General features: G+C 37.9%; 12 protein-coding genes and 1 rRNA gene. 6 read left to right on the top strand and 7 right to left on the bottom strand.

Translation table 11 applies throughout. The annotated features are described in order from the left end of the window. Positions 1-8 precede the first annotated feature (8 nt). A 5S ribosomal RNA gene (rrf, locus tag JWQ54_RS13555) occupies positions 9-120 on the top strand. Positions 121-688: 568 nt separating this feature from the next. Continuing rightward, on the top strand, positions 689-1,057 hold the full coding sequence (locus tag JWQ54_RS13560; RefSeq protein WP_299585529.1) for a transmembrane 220 family protein: 369 nt from the start codon (positions 689-691) through the stop codon (positions 1,055-1,057). A gap of 155 nt (positions 1,058-1,212) precedes the next feature. Here JWQ54_RS13560 and JWQ54_RS13565 read toward each other — a convergent pair whose 3' ends face one another. The 4 genes from JWQ54_RS13565 to JWQ54_RS13580 all read right to left on the bottom strand — a co-directional run bounded on the left by JWQ54_RS13565 (position 1,213) and on the right by JWQ54_RS13580 (position 8,142). Then, entirely contained in the window at positions 1,213-2,769 is a 1,557-nt protein-coding gene (locus JWQ54_RS13565) for a hypothetical protein (protein ID WP_299585530.1), read from the bottom strand. Beyond that, complete coding sequence (locus JWQ54_RS13570; protein WP_299585532.1) at positions 2,766-4,604, bottom strand: glycosyltransferase; 1,839 nt, start codon at positions 4,602-4,604, stop codon at positions 2,766-2,768. Before JWQ54_RS13570 ends, JWQ54_RS13565 begins: the two co-directional genes overlap by 4 nt. 96 nt (positions 4,605-4,700) lie before the next feature. Continuing rightward, the gene (locus JWQ54_RS13575; protein ID WP_299585534.1) at positions 4,701-6,782 is read right to left on the bottom strand and encodes a cellulose biosynthesis cyclic di-GMP-binding regulatory protein BcsB; all 2,082 of its coding nucleotides are present in this window, start codon (positions 6,780-6,782) and stop codon (positions 4,701-4,703) included. Positions 6,783-6,795: 13 nt separating this feature from the next. Then, positions 6,796-8,142, bottom strand: coding sequence for an ATP-binding protein (locus JWQ54_RS13580; RefSeq protein ID WP_299585536.1), 1,347 nt, complete (start codon positions 8,140-8,142; stop codon positions 6,796-6,798). Positions 8,143-8,622: 480 nt separating this feature from the next. Between JWQ54_RS13580 and JWQ54_RS13585 the strand changes: the two genes are divergently transcribed. The 3 genes from JWQ54_RS13585 (at position 8,623) to JWQ54_RS13595 (ending at position 10,415) form a co-directional block, all read left to right on the top strand. Further along, on the top strand, positions 8,623-8,973 hold the full coding sequence (locus JWQ54_RS13585; RefSeq protein WP_299585784.1) for a cellulase family glycosylhydrolase: 351 nt from the start codon (positions 8,623-8,625) through the stop codon (positions 8,971-8,973). A 229-nt stretch (positions 8,974-9,202) separates the two neighbouring features. Further along, the gene (locus JWQ54_RS13590; RefSeq protein ID WP_299585538.1) at positions 9,203-9,385 is read left to right on the top strand and encodes a hypothetical protein; all 183 of its coding nucleotides are present in this window, start codon (positions 9,203-9,205) and stop codon (positions 9,383-9,385) included. A gap of 49 nt (positions 9,386-9,434) precedes the next feature. Beyond that, positions 9,435-10,415 carry an acyl-ACP desaturase gene (locus tag JWQ54_RS13595; protein WP_299585540.1) on the top strand — a complete coding sequence of 327 codons (981 nt, stop codon included), beginning with the start codon at positions 9,435-9,437 and terminating at the stop codon, positions 10,413-10,415. Positions 10,416-10,470: 55 nt separating this feature from the next. Here JWQ54_RS13595 and JWQ54_RS13600 read toward each other — a convergent pair whose 3' ends face one another. Then, positions 10,471-12,081, bottom strand: a complete 1,611-nt coding sequence (locus tag JWQ54_RS13600; RefSeq protein ID WP_299585542.1) for a mechanosensitive ion channel family protein — start codon at positions 12,079-12,081, stop codon at positions 10,471-10,473. 35 nt (positions 12,082-12,116) lie between these two features. Continuing rightward, complete coding sequence (locus tag JWQ54_RS13605; RefSeq protein WP_299585544.1) at positions 12,117-12,494, bottom strand: hypothetical protein; 378 nt, start codon at positions 12,492-12,494, stop codon at positions 12,117-12,119. Between the two features lie 94 nt (positions 12,495-12,588). On the opposite strand from JWQ54_RS13605, the gene JWQ54_RS13610 reads away from it, so the two are divergent. Continuing rightward, a complete protein-coding gene (locus JWQ54_RS13610) occupies positions 12,589-13,611 on the top strand; it encodes an aldo/keto reductase (RefSeq protein ID WP_299585546.1) in 1,023 nt (340 codons plus the stop codon). A gap of 337 nt (positions 13,612-13,948) precedes the next feature. Here the strand turns inward: JWQ54_RS13610 and JWQ54_RS13615 are convergent, their stop codons facing one another. Continuing rightward, positions 13,949-16,489: an ATP-dependent Clp protease ATP-binding subunit gene (locus JWQ54_RS13615; protein ID WP_299585548.1), complete on the bottom strand. Its 2,541-nt coding sequence runs from the start codon at positions 16,487-16,489 to the stop codon at positions 13,949-13,951. Positions 16,490-16,986: the final 497 nt, after the last annotated feature.

Below are 16,986 nucleotides of genomic sequence, written 5' to 3' on the forward strand. Positions count from 1 at the left end.
AAAGAAATTCAGGTGCCTATATCGGCGGTGTCCACCTCTTCCCATTCCGAACAGAGAAGTTAAGCCCGCCAGAGCCGATGGTACTGCAGTAAAATGTGGGAGAGTAGGTCGGTGCCAAATCTTATCGTAAAACCCTTAGTTCAAGATGAACTAAGGGTTTTTGCGTTTTGTGCCTTTTTCTGAGCCGGGAAGGATGGGAATTCGCTATTCGTTACCTCAAAACAATCATCAATCCTAATAAAACAATGGCTGCAATTTCAAATACATAACATATTATATTAAGGATTCGATTAGCATTCGTTTTTTTGATTGCAGCAGCTATTAAGTTTAAAAACAGTCCTGTAAAAGCAGCTCTAAATATAAAAAAATTGTTTAATTCGTAAGACCTTCCAACACCATCATCCGATGTACTGAGTTTATTATAAATGATGTACTGAATTTATTATAAATATAAAGCAGTATGCATGCTCCAAAAAAGATCCAAAATGAAATTCTATTTGCAGATGCCATCCTGGATGTAGAATGAGGCGTTCCTTCGGTCATATTAACAATAAATTAAGGTTTGATATAAAGCCATAAGGCAATAAAAGTTTAAATAAAGTAGGGTTGACCGGAAATATCTATATAGATAATCCCATTTTTTATTTCCTGATTTTTAATCTAATTTGGCATCCGATAACATTAACCCATGCTACTAATCATATTAAACATCATTTTCTGTATCGCCTTCCTGGCGTTTGCTTATGTAAACCTCAATGATATCGATGCTCCTTTGTGGGTAACCATTTATATGGTAGCAGCAATTTGTTGCGGCCTGGTTGCCTACGGATTGTATTATCCTGCTATTTACCTTATAGCCATTGCTTTTTACCTGGTATACGCGGTAATCCTGTTTTTTGCTAAAGACGGTGTACGCGATTGGGTAGTGAAATACAAGAAGCCAAGCCTTGTAGAGACTATGCAGGCTGAAAAGCCTTATATCGAAAAATCGCGGGAATTTTTTGGTTTACTTATCATAACCGGGGCTTTGGCCATTGATTATTTTGCCAGTAGATAGTTTTTTGGTCCAAAGCCCGGGATGGGGAGCGCGGGAATGTTATAAAAATCAAATTCCAGATGCTATGATAACAACGGGGCTTAATAATAATTTATAACTATTGATTATCTAACTTAATCAACTCAAACTCACACAGTCAACTCACCCAATCAAATTTATTCAAAAACCTTGTACAAGATCCAGTCATTTGTTTCATAAACTCTTCTGAGTTTTAATGCGCTGTTAGCCTTTTTTATAATCGGAACATATTTATTATTTAACTGTGTAAAGCCTGTTACCTCATTTTTTTCGGTCGCAAGCAATATGTAATCGTCATATTTATCAGGTGCTTCAATAGCACTTAAAAATGCACCCTGGTAAGGTAAAGTTAACTTGTGGATATTATTTGAAAGGGCAACGATAGGAAATGCAATAGCATCATCAACCAAAATATGAGTATTGTCGGGTAAATTATTTATATAATTTGCCAGCTCGCGGTTTTCATCCTGGTGCGTATCGGCGGCGTGATTAAATAAAACCGTGATAAAGTTTTGCTCCTCGGTAATTGATGAGTTTTTTAAGAAAATATAGCCGGTGTAAAGTTGCGCGAGCACTAAAATGCCAACAACCGCTTTTAAAACAGTTTGATTTTTAATAGTTTGTGCCTTATACGAAATACACAATAAAGCGAGAACCAAAAACATCAGGTAATACTCATTCATCAAAAATACCTTCTCGTATTTTATATGTAAAAATTCAACAAATGCGAAAGGTGTTAAGAGTGTTAAAATTTGATAGGTACTGTTTTTAAATAAGTAAACAGCAACCAACATAAGCGGGCAAAAAAGCAAGATCCTTGCAGATATTAATATGGACGTTTCAGGAATCTGGTAAACCGTACTGGTTGACAGCTGGTCAAAGCTTAACTTGTCTGCCAGCACCGTCCAGGTTGCATAGGGGCTTTCGTTAAAGTAATTTAAATCCTGGGCATGTGTTAAGTTAAGCAGTTTATAACAAATAATGCATGCAAGCGGTAAAACAAACAGGATGATGTAAAGTGCAAAAGTTTTATTGATAAGCTTACGGCGCAGCGATGGATTATTAAAGCTGATAAATAGCCTGAAAATGGATTCCTGCTCGCCCAGGTTTAAACTTTTTATTGTTATCGATAATACAAGCGGGATGAAGAATAAAGTGAGCCAAATGAACTTGTAATCACAAAATATAAGCAATACAAGGCTGATACTGGCAATAGAAACGTGGAATGTGGTATTTGACCGGTAAAATTTAAACAGGTTAAAAAAGAACATGAAAAAGAAAACCAGCACTAGTGCTATTGATTTACCGGAGCACGCCGCGTATAAGATACCCGGATGGAATATAAAAACAATTAATATTATAAACAGGTAAAAATCATCCTTGGCTCTTTTTAGCAGTGCACTGCCAATCATAAAGAATAATATAGCGGTGCACAAAGCTGATGCTATTACAGGGGCAAGTGTAGCACTTATTGCTGAAAATATAAATGAGGCATAGAATGGTAACATAGGGGCTGTTAAACCCATTACCTTTAGCCTGTTACCCGCACCGTCAAGCACGATCTTGGTTTTCTCAATGTAAAACATTGCTTCCTGGCTAAAATAACCTAACCTGTTTAAGTAAATACCTAATACCAGGTAATAGATCGCCAGTAATATGGTGATAAGTAACAGATATTTGGATTGTTTTTTCATTTAACAATGTTTGTTGGACTGTTAACTTTACTAAGTCCATGTTCAGTTTTTTCCCAATAAAAAGGCTTAACAATTAATTGATATAGACCTTTAAAGGCGGCAATGGAGTGCATTAACCAGTAAACCGGGTTTGCAATTGAAAAAAGGATAAGCTCATAAAAGCGCCTCTTAAATACGGCCATCATGTTAATGTAGATCATTAATATATTACCCACCATCAGGTTAAATATCGACATGAATAAAATCCAGTCCGGAAATAATGTTCTGATGGTTGAAAGGTCAAATACCAGGTAGCTTATAAATATGGCAAGCAGAAATGGATATACAAGGAAGGTGAGGGGGGTTGCGCCGATAAAGAAATTAAACCCTAAAAAACCTTTCCAGCCTAATTTTCTCCATAACGCAACCGGGTTGCGCATATGTACAAGGTAGGTTTGCATATAACCTTTTATCCACCTTGAACGCTGGCGGATCCAGTTAATAGGCTCATTGTTTGCTTCTTCGTAGGTAGTTGAATTTACTACCGCTATTTTATAGCCCTTTGCATAAGCTCGTAACCCTAAATCGGCATCCTCGGTAACGTTAAACGGATCCCATGCACCTAATTCAATCAAACTATCCAGTTTAAAGTGATTGCTTGTACCACCCAAAGGAATAGGAATATCCAGTGTATCCAATCCGGGCAACATATAATCAAACCAATAAGAATACTCAAGCGTGAACATCCTTGTCAGGAAATTTTCATTGCGATTAAAGTAATTTAAGGCGCTTTGGATACAAATATAATTTGATGGCAGCTTACCAAACATCGATACAACCTTTTTTAGCTGATCGGTATCAGGAATGTCCTCGGCATCATAAATAGTTAAATATTTACCGCGTGCAAAGTGGAGCCCGTAGTTACATGCCTTTGGTTTTGTTTTAGGCATATGGAACGGAACCACAACAACCTCAAATATGGCCGGGAAATCAAGGTTCCGGACTGCGTTTAGTGTTTTATCATCATCCTCTTCAATCAATAATTTGATATCAAGTTTTTCACGGGGGTAATCAAGCGCCTGTAAGTTCCAGATCAGCTTTTTTATCAGCTTATCTTCTTTATATACAGGTAACAGAATGGTGTATATCGGCAACTCATCGTCAATTATTTCGCGCAGATCTTCACGTGTTACAGCCTGGTGTAATTCAAATCGTGAACCCATAAGCGCCAAAAACAGCTTAAACAATATGGCTACCAGGAAGAATGAGCTAATAAGGACGTTAATAATGATGGACGTATTTTTAAAACTAACAACAAGTCCAGTAGTTACAAGGCCAAGCAATATAAAAAGGAAAGCCAATTGCCCTGATGAAAATGTAATAAAAGCCGAACTGTTTGGGTCGCGGTTTAAAAGCTCAAATACAGCTGATTTTACATATTTATCGCCGGTTAATTTATGGCTTAACCAGGTAATGTCCAGGTCAGACGCCAGGATTATTTCGGGTTCGCAATCATAAGTAAACCTGATGAAATCAATAAACAGCTGGTTTGATGGATCGGCCATTACAGTTACAACCCTGCCATTTTCAATACGTAAGGGAAGTGCTGCATGCTGATCGGCAAACTTCAGTTCTATTTTACTTAATACTTCCGCATCAAAAGAAAGCTCCCTTATTGGCTGAAATACATAACCTGCATTTGTTAATGAACGGTCGTAGTTTTTACGGGATATATAACCATAGTTGAGCGCTATTTTAATGAATGAATGACCTGTTTGTGCAGATAAATCATTAATCTTTTCCCGATCTTGCTGAGATATAAAACCATCATTAACCAAAAGTTCAGGAATTGACATATTATTTAGTTTCTGTAAAGTGTTAAAACAGTTTTATTAAGTAACCTTATCTGTTATTACAGGCTAAGGTTACTCAATTGGTGTGGCTATCAAAAATTAGTCGTTATATAATTCCTGTGATCTTTGAACTCGTGAACGAACAAATAGGAACGATAGCAGAATTAATACTAATATACCAAGCAATATGTATAGGTTGTAGTTTACCCAGAACTTGGTGATAGCACTCGTTGTATCAATATATTCAAGGTTCTCGCTTGATTTATTGATGTTGAACAAGTATTTGTTTGAGTTAACATCAGTTACGCAAACATTACTTGATAGCGTTGATAGCTGTTCGGTGATTGATCTGGAGGCAGCTAAAAATGCTTCAGCTATATGCGAACCGGTTGCTGTAAGTACCAGGGTGGCATTGTTGCTCCGGCCGTAGAATATCTGAGCCAAACCATTTGATGTCGTATCAGATAATGAATAAACTACCTTATGGTCGTCCGTTCTATATAATCTGAAGTTTTGTTCAAACTTAATAGGTGCGTCAGGGAACTGATCCAGAAGTTTGTCATCCTTGCTTAACAAGGCTATGATATTATATTTTTTCAGATCGCCGGCAGGGATTTCGTTTGAGTATGAAAATTCAGGGAAATTATTTGCGTTGATGTTATTATTTAATTCGTAAATAATTTCACCAATTGCACCAGCTGCATATTTAGCATAATCTTTTGATACAACTATACGTGTAGTACCGGTGTTAAATGCTTCCGGGTATTGATAAAAACTCAGATCGCTTGAGATGAACGGGTTTTTTGATTCAAGATATGATTTGTCAACATCAACTTCTCCAAAAAAATTGATAAAGCTATTTTTACACAAACCATTGGTTGGAAAAAATCTGAATTCAGACTCCAGCGTATTATATTTATGGTGCTGGTAACGGTTAATGGTTACCGAAGTATTCAATTTACCTGATGCATCAAGCTTTTCGCTGCTTATCAGTAATCCGTTAAGGTAAATGTTAAAATAACCTCTGTCGCCCGGACTCAGGCCACTGTAGTTGCCAATAAACCTGATCTCAACTTCTTTTGGTGTAAAGTTAAAATCGCTGTTTTTAAAAGTAAACGCACTTTTTAATGAACCTATACCAGAAAGAAAATCGCTTGTTCCGCCAATTTGTTTCAATGATAATTTTGAACGATTTTCATCTGTATTTTTAAAGTATGAATTTTGAGCCTGGTCAATTAAAAGATAATCGCCAAAGGTTGAATTTAATATGTTGATGTTACCTAAAGCAGTGATAGCTTTTTCATAGCCAGCATCATCGCCACCGCTCACAAACAATATTTCAGAAGGTACAGACTCTGTTGAAACAGATTTATGAGCAACCATAACACCTTTTTCGCTAACCATTTGGGTTATAGTGTCAGTTGCGGTTGACATTGATTTAGCCAGGTAAAAAATGCCCTCGTTAGCTTGAGGTGATACCTTTATCAAAGAGCGTTTATCTTCAGGCAATATTGATAAATTACCTACTTGTATATAGTTCTTTATGCTATCAGGCACCTGGCCTGCTTCTAAAACACTTATTTTTTTATTTGTTGTTTTTTTAAGCCTGGCATATGCCCATGCTACTGCCTTTAAATCGTGCAGGCTTGGATCGGCAGGATAAACAATTGCTCTTTTTGACTCAAAGCAATTACTTATGTTCACATCATTTAAACCAGTTTTGGTGTTTCTAACCAACGACAGATAAGAATAATCTTTTACCTTGAGCCACATGGCGGGGTTGTCCAGATCCTTGCAAATGTCGTCGCTAATGGTTAGCAGCGTTTTAATCTGGATCTTCAGGAATTTATCAGTCGAAATATCTTCCCGGCTTAAGTTAAGTGAAATTTTTTGTATAGAATCTTTTGCGAGACGCGCACTATAAACGGGGCGGTTATTGATTATTATATTTATAAAAGAATGATCTTTTAATAAAGCCTGGGAAGGCTCAAAATATAATACCAGTTTGCTTCCGTTCATTTCCACCAAAGGAGAAATCTTAACGTAAAAAGAACTTGCGCCGCTCATTCCATAAATGGCATCGTCATTATGTCCCAATGATTTGAAGGACACAACATTCTGGGCCAATGATGCCTTACTTAAAAGAAATACAAGGGCTAATAAGGTAAAAAATTTGTTCATTGGTTTGTCAATATTAATTTATTACGTAAAATTCAACTTTAAAATAATTTCCGTTATCATCGCTGCGATACGATAATTCACCACCCATTTCCAGGGTCATAAGTTTTGCTATAGAGAGCCCTAATCCAAGGCGGCTTTCAGTATGTTCTGATGCTTCACTTAACGCATTTAATTTGTTAAACATCGTAGCCAGCTCATCCTGGCCAATTGGAATACCTTCGTCTATTATTTCAAAAACAAATTTCTGGCGTTGTAAGCTGGTTACAACCCGAATGTTATTATTTGTTTGTGAAAATTTTATAGAATTTGATAATAAGTTTTGAAATACCTGGCCAACAAAAACGCGGTCGAGGTTAACATTTATTGGCGTTTTCTGGATGTTGTCAACCAAATGAACGTTCTTCATCTGCGCTGTTTCCGTTAATCCTTTAAATATGTGTATAACTTCTGAATTAATATCAAATACTTCAAGTTTAAACTTCATTTCAGGCGACTCAATCTCTTTCACATCCATTAACTTATTTAACAGGTATTGCATTTTTTCCGACGATTCTGAAATATACCCGATAAGTTCAACCTGGTCGGCACTTAACCGGTATTCTTCGTCCTTAAGCATATTGTTACTCATGATAATAGAACCGGTTAGGTTTTTAAGATCATGGCCTGCAATATTTATAAAGTTATTTTTTTGATTATCCAGCTTACGCAACTCTTCGTATTGTGCATCAATAATGTTGTTTTTTTCAGCGATGTCGCGATTCTGCTCCTTTAGCTGTTCGTTTGACTTCCCGATCAGCAATTGTGAACGAACATCACGATCTATTATCTTATAACGTGCACCGGGAACAAAGCATGAAATTAAGGCAATGAGGAAGAAGAATTGCCCGCCGTTATTTATAACCAGGTCTAAAGTATAATTACTAAACAGGTTAAAGAATATACCAAGCAGTACCAGCGCAATCAATGCCTGTATAACTGAGTTTACCGGCTCCCAAAATATCTGTATATTAAAGAACAGGAAAATGGCACCATATAATAAATAGTAAACGTTTAGCTGTTGAATATCAACTAAATTGCATAATAAAGCCGAAGTAACAGAGATTAATAATAATGATAGATGTAATAATAATCTGTAATTATAATTCTTACGTTGAAACAAACTATATAAGGCCAATATAACAAGGTCGGTAATAATACGAACGATGAAGAACTGGAGCCATATAGTATTTGCAAAGATAAAATCAACAATGCTGAACAGAGGATATATAAATAATATCATCCAAATGATATTGTTTGTCTGATACCAGGCCTTCTTTGAGATTTCTTTTAAAAGTTCTTCTTTTGTTAATTGAACAAACATTCTTGGTTTTCTTGAATTATGATAAGATTCTTGTTATCTATAAATTTAATTCGTATAAAGTAAATCAAAATATTTAAAACGTTAGTAAACATGTTTTGCACATATAAACATATTATACACAACCATATCAGCTTTATAAAAAACATATTTATACTTATGTTAATTATGTCTGCGCCGGCTCATATAGCAAAAAGCAATCCAACCACCCCAATTTCCCGGTTAATCGCCTTTAAACGCGCCAAAAGCTTAGATAACGGAATTACTATCTCGTGGTATGAACAAACCTGGAACAAAGATATTTTAGCTAAGATTCCATTGAAAAGCTCTGATTTTAAACTTTTAAACAACTTGGCTTTAAAAGCGTCAGGCTTCCTGTGGCTTTTTCGTATTTCGAATCTGAGCACATTCCGGGTGAGCAATTATTTACCCACATTGATAATTTTGGTAATTAAATAGAGCAGCTTATACGGGTTTAAAGTAATAATAGATTGCCCAAACGGTAATTTTAATAATACTAACTATAATACCAAAACGCTAAAGCTCATTAACTTGTGGACAACACTCACAAAAACATATGCTCATGTTAATCATGATATGCTGTTTTTTGAGCTTTATAACGAGCCCCCGCACATGGATCCCCAAATATGGAAGGATGCCGTTTACAATATTGTTACCGCGATAAGAAAAGTTGATAAAGAACGAACGCTTATTATAGGTGCTTCAAATTATAAGAGCATCTATGAACTGAGCCGATTTGTACGGCTTGCCGATGAAAATGTTGTGTATACTTTCCATTTTTATGAGCCTTTTTGTTTACACACCAGGATGTAGAGTGGATGGCGATCAGGAATCGACAACTGGGGTGCCATTTCCATACAATGCGGAAAAATTTCCTGAACTCAATTCAAAGGCAAAAAATACCGATGGTGAGAAGAATTTTAATAAATATAAAGCAGATGGCAACGAACAATCTGTTAGACATAAATTCAGATCGTAAAAAACTGGTCGAACAAATATTATGTACCCATACTTTGCGGCGAGTATAGTGTTTACAATAAATATGGAGATATTTAATAACAGGCGCCGGTATATAAAAACTGTTCCCCAGGCGTTAAAGTCCCTGAATATACCCGGAATGATGTGGGACTATAATAGTAATTTTTCTATTTTTAGCGGACAACCTTCACTTAAAGACCTTCCCGATTGCATGAAAGATGCTATTGCTTATACCGGACAAAATTGATAGATTTATTATGGTTATAAATATTAACTTTGCACTATAATAAGCTATTATGAGATTTTTTGAAGAAAAGCGACGTGAAGTGATGATGCACATCGAAAGATTCATGCTTGAAAAGAAGGATGAATATTTGAAGCCCATTGACACAATCTGGCAGCCATCTGATTTTTTGCCTGATTCGTCACGTGATACTTTTTTCAGTGAAATTAAAGAATTGCAGGAAAGCGCCCAGGGTTTATCGTATGATTTGATAGCGGTATTAATTGGCGATACCATTACCGAAGAGGCTTTACCAACTTATGAATCATGGCTAACTATGGTTGAAGGTATATCGCGCAATGAAGAAGGTGGCTGGATGCAATGGACCAGGCACTGGACCGGCGAAGAAAACCGCCACGGCGATTTGCTGAATAAATACCTGTACCTTTCAGGCCGTGTAAATATGCGGATGATGGAGGTTTCAACCCAATATTTAATTTCTGATGGGTTTGATATCGGTACCGGGCACGATCCTTACCGTAACTTTATATATACCTCTTTCCAGGAACTAGCTACTAACGTTTCACACCGCCGTGTTGCCTCGCAGGCAAAAAAGGATGGTGATACCTTACTGTCAAAAATGTGCGGCGTAATAGCCAGTGATGAAGCCCGCCATGCTAAAGCCTACAAATATTTTATTGAAAAGATATTTGAGGTTGATCCTAATGAGGCCATGCTTGCTTTTGAGGATATGATGCGGAAAAAGATTGTTATGCCTGCTCACTTTTTGCGGGAGGTTGGTTTGAAAATCGGCCAAACCTTTGGCCACTTTACAGATGCGGCACAACGCCTTGGTATTTATACCGCGGTTGATTATGTCGACATTTTAAAGGAACTGATTGAAGACTGGCATATTGAAAGCATGGTTGACCTGAATGAAACCGGCGAGAAAGCACGGGATTATATCATGAACTTGCCTGCTCGTTTATTACGGGTTGCCGATCGGATGAAAAATCCCGGGCTTGAATATAAGTTTAGCTGGATAAACGGGTAGTTTTTAGGTTAAAGAGAAAGATAGACTGCTTTTCTAGATCTGCACTAATATATATTTATTCCTCTTTTTCAATTTTAAAACCAGGTTTTATATAATCTTTCGGTTTGTATTCATCTGGGATCTGTATGGTATTTCCATCGCGTAATGCTGTGTAGTGCGGTGACATGATCTCCACCCCGGCTTCGTTAAACTTATCCTGGATATTTTGATGAAGGTTTGAATATATAACCGCCATTTTATGCGATAGTGAAGTATAGGCATTCACCTGGTAGGTAACATTAAAATCATTCAGATCGGTTTGTAAAATAAATGGCTTAGGCTCTGCCAGTATGCCTTCGGTAGCCAAAGCAGCATCTATCATCAAACCATGGATAATATGCCATGGTGCATCATACCCGATGGTTATACTGGTGTGTAATATCAGCCCCAAATTTTTTGATGATGTGGTGTAATTAACCACTGCACCACCTAATATGGTAGAATTTGGAACTGTTATATCTTCGTTTTTAATGGTACGGATCCGGGTTATCAGTAAGTTTTTCTCAATCACATCACCTGTTACATCACCCACTTTTACCCTGTCGCCTATTTTAAAGGGACGCATATAAGTAAGAACCAATCCTGCAACCATGTTTGATATGGCCGAAGAAGAACCAAAGGAAAAAAGCACCCCTAAAAAAACCGTTACTCCCTGGAAAATCTTTGAATCTGAGCCGGGTAAATAGGGGAAGATCACCACAAACATAAAGGCATAAAGCAAAACCCGTATAATATTGTAGGTAGGTATGGCCCATTCAGGATAAAAGTTTTTTATGGTAATGGCCCCATTTGCAATTTCGCTGGCAATAAATTTTATCAGCCTAACAATATAACGGGTCAACAAAAAAATAATCGATATAGTTAATAAATTGGGAATATAGTGTAAAATGCCAAGCAGGATGCCCTTAACCGGATTTACTACATAACTAAGCAGCTCTGTAGCAATGGGTTTTGTCCACGGAAAAATTAAAAAAGCTACGGGCAGCGCCAGGTACACCAGTAATATAATAACCAATAAGCGTAAAACACGTATTGAATTTGTAATGAATGGCAGCACCCGGCTGGCATAACCTACCGGCGCACCCTGCTCACCTAATTTGGCTATCCTGCTTTCCCAGGCTTTCAGCAGTTTTGCATTTAACCACCTGAATGCGCGGTTTACCAGCCATATCAGAAATAGCAACACAAATACAACTGCGATAGCTTCCAGTATGTTAATGATAATGTCTTTAGCGCTATTATTTTTAAATACGCTACCCATCCGTTTTTTTAGAATATTAAGATAATTTGCGGCAAGCTGCGGCCTGTCCAACTCTGAAAATTTAGCATCCGCATTATTTACCGCCATTATCAATTGCGATTTATAGCTGATGACAGATAAAACAGAATCGTTTTTTAATACTAACGAATCGGGATTAAAATCAAGCCGTGAAATAATATCGCTGATTCGCTTGCTCACAATCTGGGCCCGCTCTTTAGCTTCGAACAAGCCCTGGCCAGCGTAAAATTTAAATAGTGTATCCTGGTTAACAATTACCGGCTCGCCCAGGTCAGGGGCCGGTTTTTGCGCTTTTGCAATAAATACAGAAAATAATAAAAATAAAATAAGATAAGGCTGGCGTAGCATAGGCGAAATTTTATGCTTAAAACTACTAAAAATTATTATCCTTCTAAAACCAGCGTTACTTTGCCATCCTTTGCCAATTCTTCAAAAAGGCTATTCAATATTGTTTCGAGGGTGAGTGAATTTACATCATCAATATAATGCCCCGATCGGGTTATATGAACTGTTGTACTTACTATTTCAATGCGGAACAAGAAGCCTTCATAAATTTCAGGCTGCGAAATTTCAACTGCCCCGGCATTATTTTCAATAGTAAAGCTGATATCACTTTGTTTTTGCTGATGAAACAGCGGGTTTAACTTTTGCTGCAGCAACATTAGCAGTTGATCTGTTGTAATGGTTTTATGGAGATCTAAAATTTTCATAGCATACTGATTACTTAAATAATTACAAGCACTGGCTAATATTGTTTCCATATTGTAATATCAGCTTATAATTTTCCGGCTTTTTACTTTAAGCTTTCTGCTTTTCGCTCAAATACCGGATATTTACCTATCAAACATCAACTACATGAAATATAAATTGTTGGGCCGTTCAGGCCTTAAGGTTTCGGAATTGTGCCTGGGCACTATGGGTTTTGGTACCGAGGGCGGATGGGGTGCCGATAAGGAAACCAGTTTTGCCATTATGGATACTTTTGCCAATGCCGGTGGCAATTTCTTAGATACCGCCAATGTTTATAAGCTTGGAACCAGTGAAAAGATAATAGGCGAATATATCGGCAACCACGACCGCGATTATTTTGTATTAGCCACCAAATATGCTTTAAAGGATAATATGACCAACCCTAATGCGTCTGGAAATAACCGCAAAAATATGATGCGCAGTGTTGAGGAAAGCCTTAAGCGTTTAAAAACTGATTTTATTGATGTGCTATACCTGCATATATGGGATGATATTACCCCAATTGATGAGGTATTGCGTGCAATGGATGATTTGATTAAACAGGGTAAGATAAATTATGCTGCCATAAGCGATACTCCTGCATGGGTTGTTGCCAAGGGGAATACCCTTGCCGAGCTGATGGGTTGGAGTCAGTTTGTAGCATTGCAGGTTGAATACAGCCTGCTTGCCCGTACGCCAGAGCGTGAGCTGATCCCAATGGCCAAACATTTCGGAATCACCGTTACCCCGTGGGCGCCACTAGGCGGAGGCGTTCTAACAGGTAAATACCTTCGTGGCGAACAGGGCCGCATAAAGCCCGAAAGCGTACGCCTTAATGATCGGAGCGCCGGTATTACAAAGGCTGTAGTTGCTATTGCGGATGAGCTGGGGATCTCTGCAGGTAACGTTGCTTTAAAGTGGACCACACAGCAAGGCTTTTCTTCCATACCTATTGTGGGCGCAACTAAAATAAGTCAACTGGAGGATAATCTTAAAACAGTTAATGTTGAATTAACCAACGGGCAACTTCAGAAGCTGGATGAGATAAGTGCTGTTCAATTAGGTTTTCCCGGCGATTTTTTCAGGGAAGAGGCTGTTAAGACTAATACTTTTGGCGGTTTTTACGATAAGGTGGAAAAGCGGAATTAATAAGTTAGCTTGCAATAAAACCCTTGTTTTAGAGCTTTAAGGCCTTTAAACAAGGGTTTTTTACATCAGGTAATAAGGTTTAGGGGCGCCATAAAATTAGTATTAAAACAGTCACACGCAACACCGTGTTTTAACCCAATTTTTTCAGGTGTTTCCCGCAAAGCTTTTGCGTATAATCCGCAATTGTTAACTATTGGTGTTTTTTTGATGCTCAATAGTTAATTATTGAGAAATAATTATTTCAAAACTCCGGAGATTGAATTACGTAAATTCCGCAGGAAACAAAAAACCCCGCTATGCTTTGCATAACGGGGTTAAATAATATTTAACAGCTAAATTATTTCTGCTCTTCTTCTTCAGGCTTTTTGTTTTCGCCTTCAGCTTTGCGGGCAACTATTTTAATTTCACCAGATTCTTTATCATAATCCACTTCCATAGTATCGCCTTCGGCAAGTTCGCCTTTAAGGATCTCTTCGGCAATTGGGTCTTCCAGGTATTTCTGAATGGCACGTTTTAATGGACGCGCACCAAATTGAGAGTCGTAACCTTTGTCGGCAATAAATTCTTTAGCACCTAAGGTAAGCTCAATTTTGTAGCCCAAAATATTAACCCTGTTGAACAGGAAGCCTAACTCAATATCAATGATCTTAAAGATCTCGTCTTTACCAAGTGAGTTAAACACAATTACATCATCAATACGGTTCAAAAACTCAGGAGCAAAAGCACGTTTAAGTGCATTTTCAATTACTCCTCTTGAATGTGAATCGGCCTGGATGGCTTTTGCACTGGTGGTAAAACCAACACCTTGTCCGAAATCTTTCAACTGGCGTGCGCCAATGTTAGATGTCATGATGATAATGGTATTCCTGAAATCAACCTTACGACCTAATGAGTCGGTTAACTGGCCTTCATCAAGCACCTGTAACAGGATATTAAATACATCAGGGTGTGCTTTTTCAATTTCATCAAGCAATACTACTGCATAAGGCTTGCGGCGTACCTTTTCGGTAAGCTGTCCGCCTTCTTCATAGCCTACATAGCCCGGAGGCGCTCCCACTAAACGTGATACTGCGAATTTTTCCATGTACTCGCTCATATCAATCTGGATCAGCGCATCCTCGGTATCAAACATAAAACGTGCAAGCTCTTTTGCAAGCTCAGTTTTACCAACACCAGTAGGCCCCAGGAATATGAATGAACCTATTGGTTTTTTAGGGTCTTTAAGCCCGGCACGTGTACGTTGTATGGCGCGGGTTAATTTTTTAATGGCTTCTTCCTGGCCAATAATTTTACTGGCAACAGTATCTGCCATATGCAACAGCTTCTGGCTGTCAGCCTGGCCAACACGCTGAACCGGGATGCCGGTCATCATAGATACTACTTCGGCAACATTATCTTCGGTAACGGTATAACGTTTTGATTTTGTTTCAGCTTCCCAGATAGCTTTTGCCTGCTCTAATTCTTCAAGCAGATGTTTTTCAGTATCGCGGAGCTTGGCTGCTTCTTCATATTTCTGGCTGCGTACAACCTTGTTTTTCTCTACTTTAATAAGCTCTATCTTTTGCTCAATATCCAAAATGTTTTGTGGCACATGAATATTGGTTAAGTGAACTCTCGAGCCTGATTCGTCCAAAGCATCGATAGCTTTATCCGGTAAAAAACGATCAGTGATGTATCTTGTAGTTAAATTCACACAAGCGTTAATAGCTTCCGGTGTGTAAGTAACGCCATGATGTTCTTCGTATTTTTCTTTTATCCTGTTCAGGATCTCAATGGTTTCATCAGGTGTAGCCGGCTCAACCATTACCTTTTGGAAACGACGATCCAAAGCGCCATCTTTTTCAATATACTGGCGGTATTCATCTAAAGTTGTTGCCCCAATGCACTGGATCTCTCCGCGTGCCAAAGCTGGTTTAAACATATTTGATGCATCAAGCGAGCCTGAAGCGCCGCCTGCGCCAACTATAGTATGGATTTCGTCGATAAATAAAATAACATCAGGTGATTTTTCAAGCTCATTCATTACCGCTTTCATGCGCTCTTCAAACTGGCCGCGGTATTTTGTACCGGCAACAAGCGAAGCCAGATCTAAAGTAACTACGCGTTTGTTAAACAGAACACGTGATACTTTACGCTGAACAATGCGCAATGCCAAACCTTCGGCAATGGCTGATTTACCGACACCTGGTTCACCTATTAAAATAGGGTTATTCTTTTTACGGCGCGAAAGGATCTGTGACACCCTTTCAATTTCTTTTTCGCGGCCTACAATCGGATCTAACTTGCCGTCTTCAGCAGCTTTGGTTAAATCGCGGCCAAAGTTGTCAAGTACCGGCGTTTTTGATTTAATGTCTGATACTTTTTTTGGCTGACTGAATGACTCTTCTTCTTTAAAATCGTCATCTCCCCCGGTCGGTGACCCGGGCATCTCGTCGGTTACATCGTTTTTATGCGACTCTACCTCGCTTTTAAAAATTTCGTAATTCACATTAAACTGCATTAAAATTTGTGATGCGATATTGTCCTCATCGCGAAGTATAGAAAGCAATAAATGCTCGGTTCCTATTACATCGCTTTTAAAAATTTTAGCTTCCAGGTAAGTGATCTTTAATACTTTTTCTGCCTGTTTAGTTAGCGGAATACTGCCAATATGTACGTTTGTTCCTATTGTTCCTTTTACTGCATCCTCAACAGAGCGTCGTAATTTAGCTGTGTCGACGGTTAATTCCTTCAATAATTTAATTGCAACACCATCCCCATCCCTTATCAATCCCAGCAAAAGGTGCTCAGTTCCAATATAATCATGCCCCAGGCGCAAGGCCTCCTCTCTGCTATATTGTATAACGTCTTTAACCCGTGGCGAAAATTTAGCTTCCATATATATCCTTCCGATTTATGAACGTCCTAATGTATTAAATTGTTTCAACAATCAGAACGTGTTGTTTTACACATATCAACAATATTATTGCCAAGTTTTTAAGTTATACCTAAAGCAGACATTGCTATGATAATCCTTATATAAAACTCAAATTTTGTTTAGCAATTTTATAAATAAAACACATAACCACAATAGATTTTTATAAAAAAAACGTCGATTTATATGTTTTTGATATAATTATTATAAAATAGTTTAATTATGTATACGCTTGTCACCTCAATAAGGTGACAGTGGCAGTAAAATAAAGTAAATATATGACATTAAGGCATGGGAGTGAATGGAGAGTGGAGAATGGTGGGAGGTGAGTGGTGAATAGTTGATTAAGTTGGATTGGGTTGATTAAATTGGATTGATTAGGTTAGAAAGGTCTTATCGGGTGAAGGGGTGTGTCCTCTGCGCCAAGCTTTTACGTTACTGCATGGCAGCGAACACATCCC

It is taken from the genome of Mucilaginibacter sp. (assembly GCF_028288225.1).
Taxonomy (GTDB): Bacteria; Bacteroidota; Bacteroidia; order Sphingobacteriales; family Sphingobacteriaceae; genus Mucilaginibacter.

What these genes read in the sequence shown, in the direction of transcription:
- JWQ54_RS13590 (WP_299585538.1), top strand. Translation starts at nt 9,203, where the DNA reads ATGGAGATATTTAATAACAGGCGCCGGTATATAAAAACTGTTCCCCAG.
- JWQ54_RS13615 (WP_299585548.1), bottom strand. Translation starts at nt 16,489, where the DNA reads ATGGAAGCTAAATTTTCGCCACGGGTTAAAGACGTTATACAATATAGC.
- JWQ54_RS13565 (WP_299585530.1), bottom strand. Translation starts at nt 2,769, where the DNA reads ATGAAAAAACAATCCAAATATCTGTTACTTATCACCATATTACTGGCG.
- JWQ54_RS13560 (WP_299585529.1), top strand. Translation starts at nt 689, where the DNA reads ATGCTACTAATCATATTAAACATCATTTTCTGTATCGCCTTCCTGGCG.
- JWQ54_RS13595 (WP_299585540.1), top strand. Translation starts at nt 9,435, where the DNA reads ATGAGATTTTTTGAAGAAAAGCGACGTGAAGTGATGATGCACATCGAA.
- JWQ54_RS13610 (WP_299585546.1), top strand. Translation starts at nt 12,589, where the DNA reads ATGAAATATAAATTGTTGGGCCGTTCAGGCCTTAAGGTTTCGGAATTG.
- JWQ54_RS13605 (WP_299585544.1), bottom strand. Translation starts at nt 12,494, where the DNA reads ATGGAAACAATATTAGCCAGTGCTTGTAATTATTTAAGTAATCAGTAT.
- JWQ54_RS13575 (WP_299585534.1), bottom strand. Translation starts at nt 6,782, where the DNA reads ATGAACAAATTTTTTACCTTATTAGCCCTTGTATTTCTTTTAAGTAAG.
- JWQ54_RS13570 (WP_299585532.1), bottom strand. Translation starts at nt 4,604, where the DNA reads ATGTCAATTCCTGAACTTTTGGTTAATGATGGTTTTATATCTCAGCAA.
- JWQ54_RS13580 (WP_299585536.1), bottom strand. Translation starts at nt 8,142, where the DNA reads ATGTTTGTTCAATTAACAAAAGAAGAACTTTTAAAAGAAATCTCAAAG.
- JWQ54_RS13600 (WP_299585542.1), bottom strand. Translation starts at nt 12,081, where the DNA reads ATGCTACGCCAGCCTTATCTTATTTTATTTTTATTATTTTCTGTATTT.